This window comes from Streptococcus oriscaviae (assembly GCF_018137985.1).
Classification (GTDB): domain Bacteria; phylum Bacillota; class Bacilli; order Lactobacillales; family Streptococcaceae; genus Streptococcus; species Streptococcus oriscaviae.
In genome coordinates, this window is the sequence record NZ_CP073084.1 from 2,157,051 (window position 1) to 2,172,931 (window position 15,881).

Here is a 15,881-nt window from a genome sequence, read left to right on the forward strand (position 1 = left end):
CTTTAATTATAAATGAAACTATGATATAATGGAATTTGTAAAATAAAAAAGAAGAGGTATGTGAAATGTCACGAAAACCAATTATTGCAGGTAACTGGAAAATGAATAAAAACCCTCAAGAAGCGCAAGCTTTCGTTGAGGCTATTGCAGGCAAATTGCCAGCAGCTGATAAGGTAGAAGCAGCAATCGCAGCACCTGCCGTTGATTTAAATGCACTTCTTTGGTTCGCAAAAGATTCTGACCTAAAAGTTGCAGCTCAAAACTGCTACTTTGAAGATGCAGGTGCCTTCACTGGTGAAACATCTCCTAAAGTTCTCGCTGAGATGGGCGTAAACTACGTTGTTATCGGTCACTCTGAGCGTCGTGATTACTTCCATGAAACAGATGAAGATATCAATAAAAAAGCTCACGCCATCTTCCGCAATGGTTTGACTCCAATCATCTGTTGTGGTGAGTCGCTTGAAACTTACGAAGCAGGGAAAGCAGTAGATTTCGTTGCTGTGCAAGTTTCAGCTGCTTTGAAAGGTTTGACAGCAGAACAAGTAGCTTCGCTGGTTATCGCTTATGAGCCAATCTGGGCTATCGGTACGGGTAAATCAGCTACAAAAGATGACGCACAAAAAATGTGTAAAGCGGTTCGTGATGTTGTTGCAGCAGACTTCGGTCAAGAAGTGGCTGACAAGGTTCGTGTACAATACGGTGGTTCTGTAAATCCATCAAACGTCGCAGAATACATGGCTTGCCCAGACGTTGACGGAGCCCTCGTAGGTGGAGCATCGCTTGAAGCGGAAAGCTTCTTGGCTTTGCTTGCCTTCTAAATATCTAGGGATTAGATAAGATGGATAAAAAACTTCTAACTGTATAGCTAGGAGTTTTTTATTCTAATTGGAGAGATTATGACAAAGAAATCATTTTTAATCTTGCTAGCTCTAGCAACGCTCACAATTGGGGGGCAGGCTATTGCGGCGGATACGATTACTGCCAATACCGCAACCGTCACCTCTCAGCTTCATTCAAACCGTACAGCTACCATTGAGGTGGCAAAGCAGGCTGAAGGGGTCAAGGTGGTTGCAAGTGGCTTAGAAGGTGATGTTCATCAGGTTTATGCAACTGTCTGGACTAAGTCTGATAGAAGCGATGCAAGTGTATTTTCCTTTTTTGCAGAAGGGCAAGGGAGCTACGCTTCAGTATTAGACCGTCTGGGTTACACCACAGAGGCAACGGATTTTCATATTGAATTGGTTGCAGAAATGGTAGATGGAAGTCGTCATACTTTTACAACCTACCAATTTAATTGGCTAGTGGAGTCAACGACAACACTAGCGACAACTTCTGTTGTTGATTCATCGACGAGTGCAAGCACCGAAACAAGTACAAGCACTGTAACCGTTCCGAGCAGTAGCACAACTCTTTCTGAACCAACAAGCGAAAAGCTGGAGTCGGATACTCCAATTCCCTTAGCTGGTCAGTTGAAAGTGCTCAGTCAAAACCATCAAGTCGGAACGTTTGAGCTTGTTGTAACGGATGTTTCCAGTCCAAAAACACTCAGCTCAGTAGTTATTCCTGTCTGGTCTGACGTAGGTGGTCAAGACGATCTGGTCTGGTATACTGCAGCGAAGCAGGCAGATGGCAGCTACAAGGTGACAGTTGATAAGGCCAAGCACAAGAATAGTACAGGGCTTTACCATGCCCATCTCTATTATCGTTATGCAGATGGGAGCCAGCAGTTTGTAGCAGGAGCTAAACCAGTCTTGGAAGAGCCAAAGTTGGGTGGTCATATTGCTGTTCAAAACCAGAACAATCAAACCGGGATGTTTGAATTGCGTATCACAGACGTTTCTAGCCCACACTCTCTTAAGACAATCCTCGTTCCTGTCTGGTCTGATACAGGCGGTCAAGACGACCTCGTCTGGTATACTGCAACCAAACAGGGAGATGGCAGCTACAAGGTGATAGTTGATAAAACCAAGCACAAGAATAATACAGGGCTTTATCATGCTCATCTCTACTACCAATATGCAAATGACAGCCGACAGTTTGTAACTGGGGTTAAACCAGTCTTGGAGGAGCCACGGCCAGCAAGCGCAAGTGCAAGCTCCACTCCTGCAACAGTAGCAGGCAAGCTGACTATTCAAAAACAAGATAATACAGCAGGGCTCATTGAGCTAAGAATATCTGGCGTTTCCTCTACCAAGTCCATTAGTTCGGTAGTGGTTCCTGTTTGGTCGGAAATCAATGGCCAAGATGATCTTGTTTGGTACACTGCGACCAAGCAGTCGGATGGAACTTACAAAGTTGTCATTGACAGAAAGAAACACAAGAATAGCAATGGTCTTTACCATGCTCACCTCTATTACCGCTATGCGGATGGAAGTAAGCAATTTGTAGCGGGAGCTAAACCTGTTTTAGCAGGTACAACTCCAACCGGGCAGATTACCATTGAGAATCTTAACGATGGGGTTGGCAGTTTTGATGTTCGCATTACGAACATCTCCTCAAATAAAACCCTTAAAACAATAGTGGTTCCTGTCTGGTCAGAAGCCGGTGGTCAAGACGATCTTGTCTGGTACACTGCAACAAAACAGGCAGACGGTAGCTATAAGGTAACCATTAACAAGGAAAGACACAAACACAGCACAGGCCTTTACCATGTTCACCTATACTATCACTATACAGACGGAAGCAAGCAAATTGTTGCTGGAGCCAAGCCTGTTTTGGCGCAGTATAGGCCAACAGGTTACTTGTATATTCTTGGCCAAAATGATACTCTGGGTAGGTTTGATGCTTTGGTAAGAGATATCCAGTCTAGCAAGACTGTTGAGTCTGTTCGTATGGCTGTTTGGTCCGAATCAGGTGGTCAAGATGATTTGACTTGGTATACTGCATCAGAGCGACCGAACAGAAGATACAAGATCAGCGTTGATAGAGTTAACCATAAAAATAGCATTGGTATCTATCATGTTCATGTCTATTTTCGCCATAGTGACGGTGGTCAATCATTTGTGACAGCCATTAAGGTAAATCTATCTCCGGCATTCACTACTGGTGAGATATCGATTCAAAAGCAGAATAATCAAACAGGAAGCTTTGAAGTTCACGCCACAGATGTTACATCAACCAAACTGGGTGGCTTTTCTCCTGTACGAGTGGCTGTATGGTCTGAAGCAGGAGGTCAAGATGACCTAGTTTGGCATCAAACAACTCAATTGTCAGATGGGCATTATGTTGCGACAATTGACAGACGCAAACACAAGAATACCATGGGGGTCTACCATGTTCATGCCTACCATTTCTTCCGTGATGGTACTCGCCAGTTCTTAGATGCGACTAAAGTTACTATGCAGGCAACAAAGCCATCTGGTCAGATAAAGGTCACCTACAATCCCCAGCGTGGTGATGTTGCAGAACTTCAGATTATTGATATTTATGCACCAAAACCGTTGAAGCAAGTTCAAGTGCCGGTTTGGTCAGAAAAAAATGGTCAAGACGATATTATTTGGTATACCGCAACCAAACAGGCGGACGGAACCTATAAGCTCCCAGTCAATATCAAGGATCATAAGAACAGTACCGGTGTTTACCATGCCCATCTTTATTATTCCTATACAGATGGTGCTTTAGAGGCTGTATCTGCTAAGACGCTGGTTTTAACTAAACCGAAACCTTATGGAAAACTAACGGTTCAAAATCTCAACCAAGATACGGGAACCTTTGATGTGCGAATCGCAGATGTATTTACTCCTAAGACTCTGAACAAGGTGATTGTACCAATTTGGTCGGAAACCAACGGTCAGGACGATATTGTCTGGTATGAAGCGAAGAAGCAGACAGATGGTAGTTATAAGGTATCTGTTGATAAAAAGAATCATAAAAACAGCATCGGAGTTTATAACATCCACCTTTATTACAACCATACAGATGGTAGTTTAGAAGGAGCTGGTGGGATTACAACTAAATTAGAGGAAGCGAAACCTGCAGGAAAGTTGTCTATCCAAAATAAGGACAACAGTACAGGAAGCTTTGACATCATTGTTACAAATGTAAAGGGAGCAACCAGTGTTCTGATACCGGTTTGGTCAGAAGTAAATGGTCAAGATGACATTGTTTGGTATGGTGCTGAAAAACAGGGAGCCGATACCTACAAACTATCTATTCAAGCTAAAAATCACGGCTACAGTAAAGGGAATTATCATGTTCATCTTTATCTAAAGACACCTGACAATCAGACAGTTGGTGCCGATTCAACGGTTACTTCTGTTGACATCACTAGTTTGAACCCACGAGCTAAGATTTCAATTGAAAATATCAATTCAACTTACGGAATCTTTGAAGTTGTTGTTTCGGAGGTTTTTGCTCCAAAAGGTGTAACAGCTGTCCATGTTCCTGTTTGGTCAGAAGCAAATGGACAAAACGATGTTCGCTGGTATGAGGCAATTGCACATTCAGACGGCACCTACCGCCTCATGGTTCGTCTAGCAAACCACAATTATGAAACGGGTCTTTACCACGCCCATCTCTACATCACAACAGGTGGTCAACAGCTTGGCGTTGGAGGAACTACCTCACAGATGACCTATACAAAAAAATCTGTACCATCCTTTATTGATGTCAGCAGCCACAACGGCAGCCTGTCAATGGCAGATTACCGCACTTTGATGAATCAAGGGGTTTCAGGTGTCGTTGTTAAATTGACAGAAGGTGTCGAATACCTCAACCCATTTGCAGCAGAGCAGATTCGCAACGCTCAAGCGGTGGGACTCAAGGTTTCTGTTTATCACTATTCTCACTTTACAAGTGCAGCAGAAGCTCAAGCGGAAGCTCGTTACTTTGTTGAAGCAGCCAAACGTCTTGGTTTGCCAAACTCAGTAGTGATGGTGAATGACATCGAGGAAAATAAAACCCGCAATAACATCAATGCGAATATGCAGGCTTGGGAAGCAGAAATGCGTCGTCTAGGCTACAATAACCTCGTGCATTACACAGGTGCTAGCTGGATTGATGTGAATACACTAGGTGTTAAAGGGCCAATTCAAACCAGCCTATTTGGACTTAAGAATTTCTGGGTGGCTCAATATCCATATTACAGTGGTATGACCTTGAAAGAAGCTGGGGAGATGAATCTACACTCTTCGACGGCAGCTTGGCAGTTTACATCACAGTCTCGTCTGCTACCTGGTCGTTCCTTCTTCGATTTGAATATTGACTACACCAATCGCTTTACCAACTAAGTGATACAAGATTTGGTAGAAACGAAACCTATACTTTAAAACGGAAGTTCGATTACTTTAGGAAAGGATTTAGTTCTGTATTGTTCAGGGCTAAGTCCTTTTCTTATTGTTGGTTATCGGTTCTGTTTTGTAAAAAAGTCAGCAATTAGACTTTATAGAATGAGTGACAAGAGATACTTACCCGAGTATTCCATAGAAAAACACCCCAACAGTTGCTATCGCGTCTAATTGTTGGGGTGTAGTTCAATTTTTTATTTCAAAACCCATTCTCGAATAGCGTGTGCAACGCCGCTTTCGTCGTTGGATTTGGTAATGTATTTGGCGATTTTTTTCAGTTCAGCACTCCCGTTTTCCATGACAACTGGTGCGCCCACGACTTCCAGCATAGGACGATCATTTTCCTGATCTCCAATAGCCATGGTTTGGTCCAAGGTCAAGCCCAGTTGTTGGGCCAGGCGCTTGATGGCCAGTCCCTTATTGGCTGTTTTAGGCGTTACTTCAAGATAGAAAGGAGCCGATTTGGCTACGTTGAAGCGCTCGGTGAGGCTGGATGGTAAAGAAGGAATGGCAGCATCCAAGACATGTGGTTCATCGACCATCATCACCTTGATGATTTCTTTGTCCATCATTTCCTCAGGAGTGCGATAGAAGACAGGCGAGTTGACAAGCATGGCTTCATAAACGGTGTATTTTCCGATGTTGCGGTTGGCGGTGTACATACCAGCCTTTGTACTTGCGTGCATTGGCAGCTTCAGCTTGCGAGCTGTTAGTTCAATATCCAGATAGTCTTCATAGGTTAAAAGGTCTTTTACAACTTCTTGACCTGTTCCAACATCCTGCACCAAGCCGCCGTTAAAGGTGATGACATAATCTCCTCGGTCTGTTAAATTTAGGTCAGATAAGATTTTTTCCACACCTGAGATGGGGCGGCCGGTCGCAATCACAATATGAACGCCAGCTTTTTTAGCATCTTGAATGGCCGAATAGACTTGAGGTGTGATTTCATGTTTGCTGTTGAGCAGGGTGCCATCAATATCGATAGCAACAAGTTTAATGGTCATGTAATTCTCCGTAAATAAATTGATCGTTTTTGATGTAGCTGGTGAAAGATTGGGTATGTTCAGAAAAAATACCAGTATCAGACAGCATTTCTTTCGGGAAGTAGAAGCGGCTATCACCGTGAACGGTTCCTGCTAGGGAATGAACGATAGGCGAAAGACGAGATAATTCAATCATACTGCCATCCTTGCGGATAATTTCAATCTGAGTCCGTTTCTTTTCAGCATTTGGGCGGTAGATGTCATAAGGCAAATCAAAATTGTGGTGGATGGCTGTGTAGTATTGTGGGTCAAAACCAACATTTTTGACAATGCTTCTTAGGGTATCCAAACCCTCTTCGTTAGACTTGTTAAAGGTGATGGATTTGAAGACTTTTCGGTTGACGTAGCGCTGAGCTAAATCAGACAAGATCTTATCAGGCCCTTCACTCCAAGATTGGAAGTATGTGTTCATAACACCGTCATCAAGCGCCAGATAGTCTTTCAAACTGATTTGCCCTTCAAAAAATGGAACCAAACGTGGGGATGAAACTGAAAAATAGTCCTTATGCACTTGGTAGAGAATCTTTGCGCGATGCAGAAGGTTTTGCAGGAGGACTTCCATTGAGCGGCTAGCAGGATGGAAATAGACCTGCATATACATTTGATAACGACTGAGCACATAGTCTTCGACAGCGTGCATGCCTGATTCTTTAAAGGCGATGCCGTTTTCAGTAGGGCGAATGACGCGCAGGATGCGAGTTAAATCAAACTCTCCGTAGTTGGTTCCAGTGAAGTAGGAATCGCGCAGGAGATAGTCCATTCGGTCAACGTCAATCTGGCTGGAAATCAACTGAACCACCTGTTTGTTGGGGTAGGTGTGATTGATGACACTGGCTACCTTGTCTGGAAAATCAGGGGAAATCTGACAGAGAGCTGCATTGATTTCAGTATCAGGACTAGTAATGATGCGGCAGGTCATCTCTTCGTGATCGGTGTCAAACAGTCGCTCAAAGGTATGGGAGTAGGCACCATGTCCGACATCATGTAAGAGGGCAGCAGTCATGGTCACTAGAGATTCGGTCGCATTCCAGATGTCGGGGTATTTGTCTTCAAACTTTTGAGTAATGCGTCGCGCAATCTCGTAGACACCAAGGCAATGCGAAAAGCGGCTATGCTCGCCACCATGGAAGGTATAGGAAGTGGTTCCCAACTGCTTGATGCGGCGTAGTCGCTGAAACTCTCTTGTGTTGATTAAATTATAAATCAGTTCATGGTCTACATGAATATAATTGTGTACAGGGTCTCGAAATACTTTTTCAATCATGCTTTCATTATAGCAAAAAAACTGTGGATATGCCTGCTAGAACTGTCATAGACAAGAAAGTAAGAAAACCTATTTACGAAAGAACCTCTTTGTTTTATAATAGAGGAATGACAAATCAACTTATTTTACGAATTATTCAAGTTTTTATCGTCGGACTGATTGTCTGGATGCTTTATATCATTCTTAGTTACACTCGTAAGCACAAGATAAAACTAACAGAGCGGTTTTGGACAGGCTTTGGGATTGGCTATGTGACTGACTTGCTAGATACCTTGGGGATTGGAACTTTTGCAACGACCACCACCTTGTTTAAGGCAACCAAGTTAGTGGAAGATGATCGAAAAATTCCAGCAACGATGACAACGGCTCACATCATCCCAGTTCTGGTAGAAGCCTTGCTATTTATTACGATTGTAGAGGTCGATCTGGTTACCCTTATTGCTATGGCAACAGCTGCTTTTTCCGGAGCCTTTGTCGGTGCGCGTGTAACGCAAAATTGGGATACACGGAAGGTGCAGCGAATTTTAGGGATTCTTCTCATCATTGCTGCCTGTTTTATGGTCTATCGAATGCTAACGAATCCTGGGGCTGATTTGACGAACGAGGTCAAGGGACTGACTGGTTTCAAACTACTAGTCGGAATTGCCTTTGACTTCATGGTTGGTATGCTGATGAGTATGGGACTGGGGAATTATGCCCCTGAATTGATTTTCTTCTCACTAATGGGCATTAGTCCAGCAGTAGCTTTGCCAGTTATGATGCTTAATGCGGCCATGATTATGACAGCGGGAGCCAAGCAGTTTATTCAGTCTGGTCGTGTCAACTGGCCAGGAGTTCCTGGGATTATTATTGGCGGTGTCTTGGGTGTCTTGACGGCGGCCTTTTTCCTAACAAGTTTAGATGTCAATCACCTGAAGGTATTGGTTATCTTTATCGCCTCTTATACTGGTTTTACTCTCTTGCGTTCGTCGCTTGTCAAAACGATTGCCAAAACTTAGGGGGTGGAGTATGCAGATCCGTTTACGAAATGAAATTGACCTCGATGGGCAGTTAGAAGTCATCGATCAGGTCTATCCAGTAGAGGTCACAGAAAAGAACAATCAGCTCTATCTTATTTTTCTTAATGAAGAAAAGGAGAAAGTCCTAATCAAGAGTGGCGAAAACGAACTGGTCATGACCCGCTTTTCTGATCCCAAGTCCATCATGCGGTTTCTAGCTGACAAGGATGCAGTTATTAGTCTTCCTACTCCTGTTGGGATTCAACATTTTGTGACGTCGACTCATCGGTATGGCCTAGACAGAAATGAGCAGGAAATCAAATTGGATTACGACCTCAAAACACTTGAAACGGGGCAACTATTTGCTCGTTACCGGATGACCATATCCTGGCGTTAGTCTATTGGTAAAAACGTTTTCAATTCGATTTCTATTTGAATTTCGATTGAAATTTGTTATAATAGAAAACAAATCGAGGGAGTAGCTGGCGGTTTCGACCGTGGTATTGTCGTCAATCCGAAAATGTTTCCGGCAATATTTTAAATAGCGAGACTTGTTTTAGAACTTGTCTTCGCAAGTAAGGTATTTTTTGGAAGTGCCGAGCTGTGAAGATAGGTTCTCATCAAAACAGGTCTCTTTTTTATTGAAAAAGAGACCGAGAAGGAGAAAAAATTGTCAAAAGAACAAAAACGCGATTTGTTTTACACACAAGATGAAGAGCAAGTATTGTCAGCCATGGGCTCCTCTAAAGAGGGTTTGTCCAGTCAAGAAGCTAGTCAGCGCTTAGCTGAGTATGGCCGCAATGAATTGGACGAGGGGGAAAAACGCACCCTCTTGATGAAATTCCTTGACCAATTCAAGGACCTGATGATTATCATCTTGATTGCAGCAGCCATTTTGACCGTCATCACAGAAGGCAGTCATGGTTTGACCGATGCCATCATCATCTTGGCCGTGGTTGTCTTGAACGCTGCTTTTGGTGTTTACCAAGAAGGGCAGGCTGAGGCAGCCATCGAGGCTCTCAAATCCATGTCCAGTCCTGTTGCGCGTGTTTTGCGTGATGGCCATGTCGTGGAAGTGGACTCTAAGGAGCTGGTTCCTGGGGATATCGTTCTCTTGGAGGCAGGTGATGTGGTTCCTGCCGATATGCGTCTCCTAGAAGCCAACTCTCTGAAGATTGAAGAAGCGGCTCTCACTGGTGAATCTGTGCCAGTTGACAAGGACTTGTCGAAAGAATTGGCAGAAGATGCTCCGATTGGTGACCGTGTCAATATGGCCTACCAAAACTCTAACGTGACCTACGGTCGCGGCTTGGGTGTGGTGACCAATACTGGTATGTTTACCGAAGTGGGTCACATTGCAGGCATGTTGGCTAATGCGGATGAAACAGACACGCCACTCAAGCAAAACCTGCACCAGTTGTCTAAGGTTTTGACCTATGCGGTCTTGATTATCGCCTTGATTACCATGGCAGTTTCTGTCTTTGTTCGTGGCGAAGGAATCTTACCAGCCTTGATGACTTCTGTTGCCCTTGCGGTTGCGGCTATTCCAGAAGGTCTGCCAGCGATTGTAACAGTGGTTCTGTCACTTGGTACCCAGGTCTTGGCTAAACGAAATTCCATTATCCGTAAGTTACCAGCGGTTGAAACCCTTGGTTCCACTGAAATCATCGCATCGGATAAAACCGGTACCCTGACCATGAACCAGATGACTGTTGAGAAAGTCTATACCAATGGTCAACTCTTGGACGCCAAAGAAAGTTTTGATGCTTCCAATACAACCCTTCGTGTCATGAACTTTGCCAATGATACCAAAGTTGATCCTTCAGGTAAATTGATTGGTGACCCAACTGAAACAGCTCTTGTGCAATTCGGTTTGGACCAAAACTTTGATGTCCGCAACGCCTTGGTCAACGAGCCTCGTGTAGCAGAGTTGCCATTTGATTCGACCCGTAAGCTCATGTCTACTGTTCACCAGCAGGCAGACGGCAAATTCTTGGTAGCTGTCAAGGGGGCGCCTGATCAGCTCCTCAAGCGTGTTACTCAGATTGAAGACAATGGAAACATCCGTCCAATCACAGAGGCGGACAGAGAAACCATTTTGGCAACCAATAAGGACTTGGCCAAGCAAGCTCTTCGTGTCCTCATGATGGCCTACAAGTATGTCGATGCCATTCCAGAATTGGAATCAGATATTCTTGAAAGCGATCTGGTCTTCTCAGGTTTGGTCGGCATGATTGACCCAGAACGTCCAGAAGCTGCAGAAGCTGTCCGTGTTGCCAAAGAAGCGGGTATTCGCCCAATCATGATTACCGGTGACCACCAAGATACAGCTGAAGCCATTGCCAAACGTTTGGGCATCATTGAAGAAGGCGATGCCGAAGACCATGTCTTCACTGGTGCAGAACTTAATGAACTGTCTGATGAAGAATTCCAAAAAGTCTTCAAACAATATTCTGTATACGCCCGTGTATCTCCTGAGCACAAGGTTCGTATCGTAAAAGCTTGGCAGAACGAAGGTAAGGTTGTTGCCATGACAGGTGACGGTGTGAATGACGCGCCATCCCTCAAGACAGCCGACATCGGTATCGGTATGGGGATTACAGGTACAGAAGTTTCCAAAGGGGCTTCTGATATGGTCCTTGCGGATGACAACTTCGCAACCATCATCGTGGCGGTTGAGGAAGGTCGTAAGGTCTTCTCCAATATCCAAAAGACCATCCAATACCTCTTGTCAGCCAATACCGCCGAAGTCCTCTGTATCTTCCTTGCAACCCTCTTTGGTTGGGATGTCTTGGAGCCAGTTCATCTCCTCTGGATTAACCTGGTAACCGATACCCTTCCAGCCATTGCCCTTGGTGTCGAACCAGCTGAACCTGGTGTTATGCAGCACAAACCTCGTGGACGCAATTCTAGCTTCTTCTCAGGTGGTGTTCTTAGCTCTATCATCTACCAAGGTATTTTGCAAACAGCGCTTGTTCTGGGAGTCTATGGATATGCCCTGTTAAATCCTGAACACGCTGGTGATAATCACGCTATCCATGCAGACGCTTTGACTATGGCCTACTTGACCCTCGGTCTGATCCAGTTAGTACATGCCTTCAACGTGAAGTCTGTTTACCAATCCATCTTTACAGTTGGTCCATTCAAGAATAGACTCTTTAACTGGTCTATCGTGGCAGCCTTCCTGCTCCTGATGTCAACATTGGTGATTCCAGGATTTAACACCTTCTTCAAGGTTTCTATCCTGACTCCGACTCAATGGTTGGTAGCTGTCATCGGTTCAGGCCTCATGGTTGTCGTTGTGGAAATTGTTAAATTTGTTCAACGTAAAATGGGCTTGGATGAAAAGGCAATCTAAGTCAACCCTCAAGTGCTGAAGTTTATCAATTGCTAATAAAGACTTGGTTCTGTGAAAACAGACTAAGTCTTTTTGTATGTATCCATCAGGGGTAAAAGTTAATCAGGCAAATGTACATTAGGTAGATGTCATTGCTACTATGTATGGAAAGTAGAACTAACAGAATTTTGAACAATCAAAAGGCAAATAAATAAAAGTTTAAAAATTAGGGGAAATGTTATGAAAAAGGCAGTAGATCAGTGTATAAACTGATGTTTTTCATATATTTATTGTTGTTTAAATAAATATGGCTTTCAACAAATATTCGTTGTTTATAGGGTTGCTAAATCAATGAAAATCGTCTATAATAATTGATGGTTTAAAAATTATTGCTAATTAGTAAAGTGTGAGATGAAAATGAAACTGAAAAAGAAAAATAAGACCATTTTAGGCCTCCTGTCAATTGTGATTGCTATCTTCCTTTTTTCTCCTGCAAAGTCGGAGGCTCAAGATAGTACATCCTCAAGTAGGGTAAGTTATTCCTTTGCAGAAAAATCCAGTATTCCAGAGGAACATTTGCGTCTGTTAAAGGAAGGTTTTCCTACGGAAATTGCCAAGGCAGATGAGGAAAAATTCATTTTGGTTTACCAAATGAAGGAAACTTCTCCTTCGTCGGGTACAACAGTGGAAATGACAGATAACTCAAAGGAAACGACAAGTAGTGAAGAGGCGACTAAGCTAGTTGGACATTTGCCAAATACTAGTGATAGTAACACAGCCCCTCTTGTTTTTATGGGGGTAGGTCTTCTTGTTTCAGTTATCTACATGGCTTTAGTTAATCGTAAAGCGAATCGCTTTATTTGGTTAATTGTACTTTCTGGAGTGGGGTTATCTGCCTACTATTCGCTTCACATATCAGCTCAATCATCTATTTTGAAGGATGTCGTTGTGAAGTATGTACCTAAAGGTCAGTCTATGGTATATAAACCGGAATCAATTGAGGGATACGACTACATTGGTTATATTTACTTTGTACCATCTTTACCAGTTCAACCGGAGAGGGTCGAAATTACTTCCGAGGAATCCAGGACGAGTGTGACAACAACTACTAGCGAACCCCTAACTATAAGTTCGATTACCACAACAAGCGAAGAACCCTCGACAAGCACTACGACCATTGAGGAGCCGACAACCAGCACCAGCACTACGACCATTGAGGAGCCGACAACCAGCACCAGCACTGCGACTATTGAGGAGCCGACAACCAGCACCAGCACTACGACCATTGAGGAGCCGACAACCAGCACCAGCACTGCAACTATTGAGGAGTCGACAGCCAGCACCAGCACTACGACCATTGAGGAGCCAACAGCCAGCACCAGCACTACAACAAGTGAGGAGCCGACAACCAGCACCAGCACTACAACAAGTGAGGAGCCGACAACCAGCACCAGCACTACGACCATTGAGGAGCCGACAACCAGCACCAGCACTACGACCATTGAGGAGCTGACAACCAGCACCAGCACTACAACAAGTGAGGAGCCGACAACCAGCACCAGCACTACGACCATTGAGGAGCTGACAACCAGCACCAGCACTACAACAAGTGAGGAGCCGACAACCGGCACCAGCACTACAACAAGTGAGGAGCCGACAACCAGCACCAGCACTACAACAAGTGAGGAGCCGACAACCAGCACCAGCACTACGACCATTGAGGAGCTGACAACCAGCACCAGCACTACAACAAGTGAGGAGCCAACAACCAGCACCAGCACTACGACGAGTGAGGAACCAACAACCAGCACCACAACAACTAGTGAAGAGCCTCAAATTCCGTCGGAAGAGCCAAAAGGTAAGGTTCGTGTTAATTATTACCTCCTTGAGATTGTAAATGGTGAAGGAGGGGTATTAATAGGTGACGACTTTGTCATGCCAGGCTTTAGTATGGAGATGGGTTACGCACCAACAATGGTGGCTCCACCTACATTGTTGGAAGGGAAAATTGGTTCAGGTTATGAAGTGCTGCCACTAGAAATCAAGGGGTTTACACTTTATGATTCCTACAATGAAGTAATAAGGGGAGAATTCAAGGACGAACTAACGGAAATAGATTTCTACTATAGCATCAATAAAGGTAGTGACTACCAAGAGGGTTATGTCGCTGCTAACTTTCTGTTAGAAGATGGAACAGCTTTTGCACTGAAGAGATATATGGCTGGGCTGGTTGGTTTACCATATGATGTGCCTATTCCTCAACTAGATAATTATCAGTTTATCAAAATTGATGGACCTGCGACGGGTTACTATAGTAAGGAAGATATTCCAGAAGTTTCGCTGACCTATAAAGATATTCGCAATACCTCTTTGACAGTTCTTCATCTGACAGAGGATGGGCAAGAATTGGGTCGAGAGGTAATTCGAGGAGTCGCGGGTAAAAAATACTCATTAGAGCGTGTTTATCCTGTCTATCATTATTTTTATAGTTTCGTAGGTATTGAAGGCGGAGAAAGAACAGGACGATTTACAGAAGAACCCCAGACAGTCGTTTATCGCTACAACTATGCATTCTCAGAAGGTGTAGTTAAGATTAATTATTTAAACCAAAAAGGCGATGGCATCTACCTTTCTGGAGGGGAACCAACCAGTGTTTCAGGTCCCTTTGATACCAATTACACTATTGAACCGTTCCAGGGGAATGACTATTATGAACTTACACATACTGAAGGAGATTTGACAGGTACCTTTGATCGGAAACCGAGAGAAGTTAATTTCTATTATCGGGAAAGAGGACCGGCAGAGGTGACAGTAAACTATCTCACCGAAGATAATCAGTTGTTAAAATCTAGAACATTAAAAGGGAAGAATGGTCTCCCGTACTCAGTTGATACAGCATACAGCGATGGATATGAATTGGTTCGCCATGAGGGAGAACTTTCTGGTGTCTACTCTAGTGAACAAGCTAAAACAGTGACACTTTACTACCGAGAGCTTCCAGAAGCAGGGCCTGTTACAGTTAAGTTTGTAGATGTAGTAACCAACGACATCCTCTCTACATTAACGTATAGTGGTTATGTTGGGAATCAATATACAAGTTGGAATAGTTATAATGGCAGTGATATTTATGAACTAGTTGAAATCACTGGTGCACCAGAAAAAGGATACTTTATTCCAGAAGAACAGACGATTACTTATCATCTAAAACGGAAAAAGCATTCTCTTTGGGTAGTACACACAAGTACCGATTATTTCTTTCAAAGGAACTTGAGAAAAAGCGAAAAGATAGAGGCTATTACAGGTGGAACTTATACGATTACTCCAATAGATAATATCGAGTATGTTGTTGATCAAGTGGAGGGTGGAAATCTAAGTGGAGAGATACCATATGGAGATAACACCGTTTATGTTCACTATATTAAAAATCCAAACCGCTCAGGTATCAATTTCCTTTATTCCAACACCATGTATGTAGAATTTGCAGCTCCAACATTTGTTAGAGGCAATATTGGCGAAACCTACACTGCTCCGATTAAGCAGTTTAAAGGGATGTTGTATGTCGGATCTGATAGTACAGACGAAGCTGGAAATGATTTTTTTATCTTTAAACCAGAAGATCAAACCATTACCTTATTCTATGATTTCAAAGCTAGCGTTATTGTAAAACACGTCTATCGCAATAATCCTGAGTACAATACAGAGGTAGTATTAGAAGGTGTTGTTGATAGTGAATATATTACAGAACCGATTCTCAGAGAAGGTACAATACAAGCAGAAATAGAAGGTGATGCAACAGGTTATTATCCAGGATATGGAGAGCCACCTCTTGTTGTGACTTACTATTATGATTAACTAGGAAACGACTCAATCTGATTGGGTCGTTTTTGGTCTATGTGATTTTAAGTCAGAACCCATGACAACTAAACCATATCTTGGACGGCTGGCATAAAATGG

At 43.5% G+C, this 15,881-nt stretch carries 7 protein-coding genes and 2 pseudogenes; 7 read left to right on the forward strand and 2 right to left on the reverse strand.

The annotated features are described in order from the left end of the window. Positions 1–65 precede the first annotated feature (65 nt). From tpiA to INT76_RS11260, 3 genes and pseudogenes are all read left to right on the forward strand, one after another. The gene (gene tpiA, locus INT76_RS10800) at positions 66–818 is read left to right on the forward strand and encodes a triose-phosphate isomerase (protein WP_212570730.1); all 753 of its coding nucleotides are present in this window, start codon (positions 66–68) and stop codon (positions 816–818) included. A gap of 432 nt (positions 819–1,250) precedes the next feature. Further along, positions 1,251–4,490 (forward strand): annotated as a pseudogene (locus INT76_RS10805) (GBS Bsp-like repeat-containing protein); the annotation flags it as partial. Positions 4,491–4,595: 105 nt separating this feature from the next. After that, positions 4,596–5,177 (forward strand): annotated as a pseudogene (locus INT76_RS11260) (GH25 family lysozyme); the annotation flags it as partial. A 302-nt stretch (positions 5,178–5,479) separates the two neighbouring features. Here the strand turns inward: INT76_RS11260 and yidA are convergent. Both yidA and INT76_RS10815 read right to left on the reverse strand, forming a co-directional pair. Next, positions 5,480–6,289 carry a sugar-phosphatase gene (gene yidA / locus INT76_RS10810; RefSeq protein ID WP_212570734.1) on the reverse strand — a complete coding sequence of 270 codons (810 nt, stop codon included), beginning with the start codon at positions 6,287–6,289 and terminating at the stop codon, positions 5,480–5,482. Further along, entirely contained in the window at positions 6,279–7,592 is a 1,314-nt protein-coding gene (locus INT76_RS10815) for an HD domain-containing protein (protein WP_212570736.1), read from the reverse strand. Before INT76_RS10815 ends, yidA begins: the two co-directional genes overlap by 11 nt. A 107-nt stretch (positions 7,593–7,699) precedes the next feature. Between INT76_RS10815 and INT76_RS10820 the strand changes: the two genes are divergently transcribed. The 4 genes from INT76_RS10820 to INT76_RS11195 all read left to right on the forward strand — a co-directional run bounded on the left by INT76_RS10820 (position 7,700) and on the right by INT76_RS11195 (position 15,779). Next, complete coding sequence (locus INT76_RS10820; protein ID WP_212570738.1) at positions 7,700–8,590, forward strand: sulfite exporter TauE/SafE family protein; 891 nt, start codon at positions 7,700–7,702, stop codon at positions 8,588–8,590. Positions 8,591–8,600: 10 nt separating this feature from the next. Continuing rightward, positions 8,601–8,987, forward strand: coding sequence for a YwiB family protein (locus tag INT76_RS10825; protein ID WP_212570740.1), 387 nt, complete (start codon positions 8,601–8,603; stop codon positions 8,985–8,987). A 273-nt stretch (positions 8,988–9,260) separates the two neighbouring features. Then, positions 9,261–11,948, forward strand: a complete 2,688-nt coding sequence (locus tag INT76_RS10830; protein ID WP_212570742.1) for a cation-translocating P-type ATPase — start codon at positions 9,261–9,263, stop codon at positions 11,946–11,948. A 396-nt stretch (positions 11,949–12,344) separates the two neighbouring features. Next, the gene (locus INT76_RS11195) at positions 12,345–15,779 is read left to right on the forward strand and encodes a MucBP domain-containing protein (RefSeq protein WP_212570744.1); all 3,435 of its coding nucleotides are present in this window, start codon (positions 12,345–12,347) and stop codon (positions 15,777–15,779) included. The last annotated feature ends 102 nt before the right edge of the window (positions 15,780–15,881 follow it).

Bases quoted from the DNA above. Each gene is read 5' to 3' on its own strand.
- tpiA (WP_212570730.1), top strand. From the start codon at position 66: ATGTCACGAAAACCAATTATTGCAGGTAACTGGAAAATGAATAAAAAC.
- INT76_RS10820 (WP_212570738.1), top strand. From the start codon at position 7,700: ATGACAAATCAACTTATTTTACGAATTATTCAAGTTTTTATCGTCGGA.
- INT76_RS10825 (WP_212570740.1), top strand. From the start codon at position 8,601: ATGCAGATCCGTTTACGAAATGAAATTGACCTCGATGGGCAGTTAGAA.
- yidA (WP_212570734.1), bottom strand. From the start codon at position 6,289: ATGACCATTAAACTTGTTGCTATCGATATTGATGGCACCCTGCTCAAC.
- INT76_RS10815 (WP_212570736.1), bottom strand. From the start codon at position 7,592: ATGATTGAAAAAGTATTTCGAGACCCTGTACACAATTATATTCATGTA.
- INT76_RS11195 (WP_212570744.1), top strand. From the start codon at position 12,345: ATGAAACTGAAAAAGAAAAATAAGACCATTTTAGGCCTCCTGTCAATT.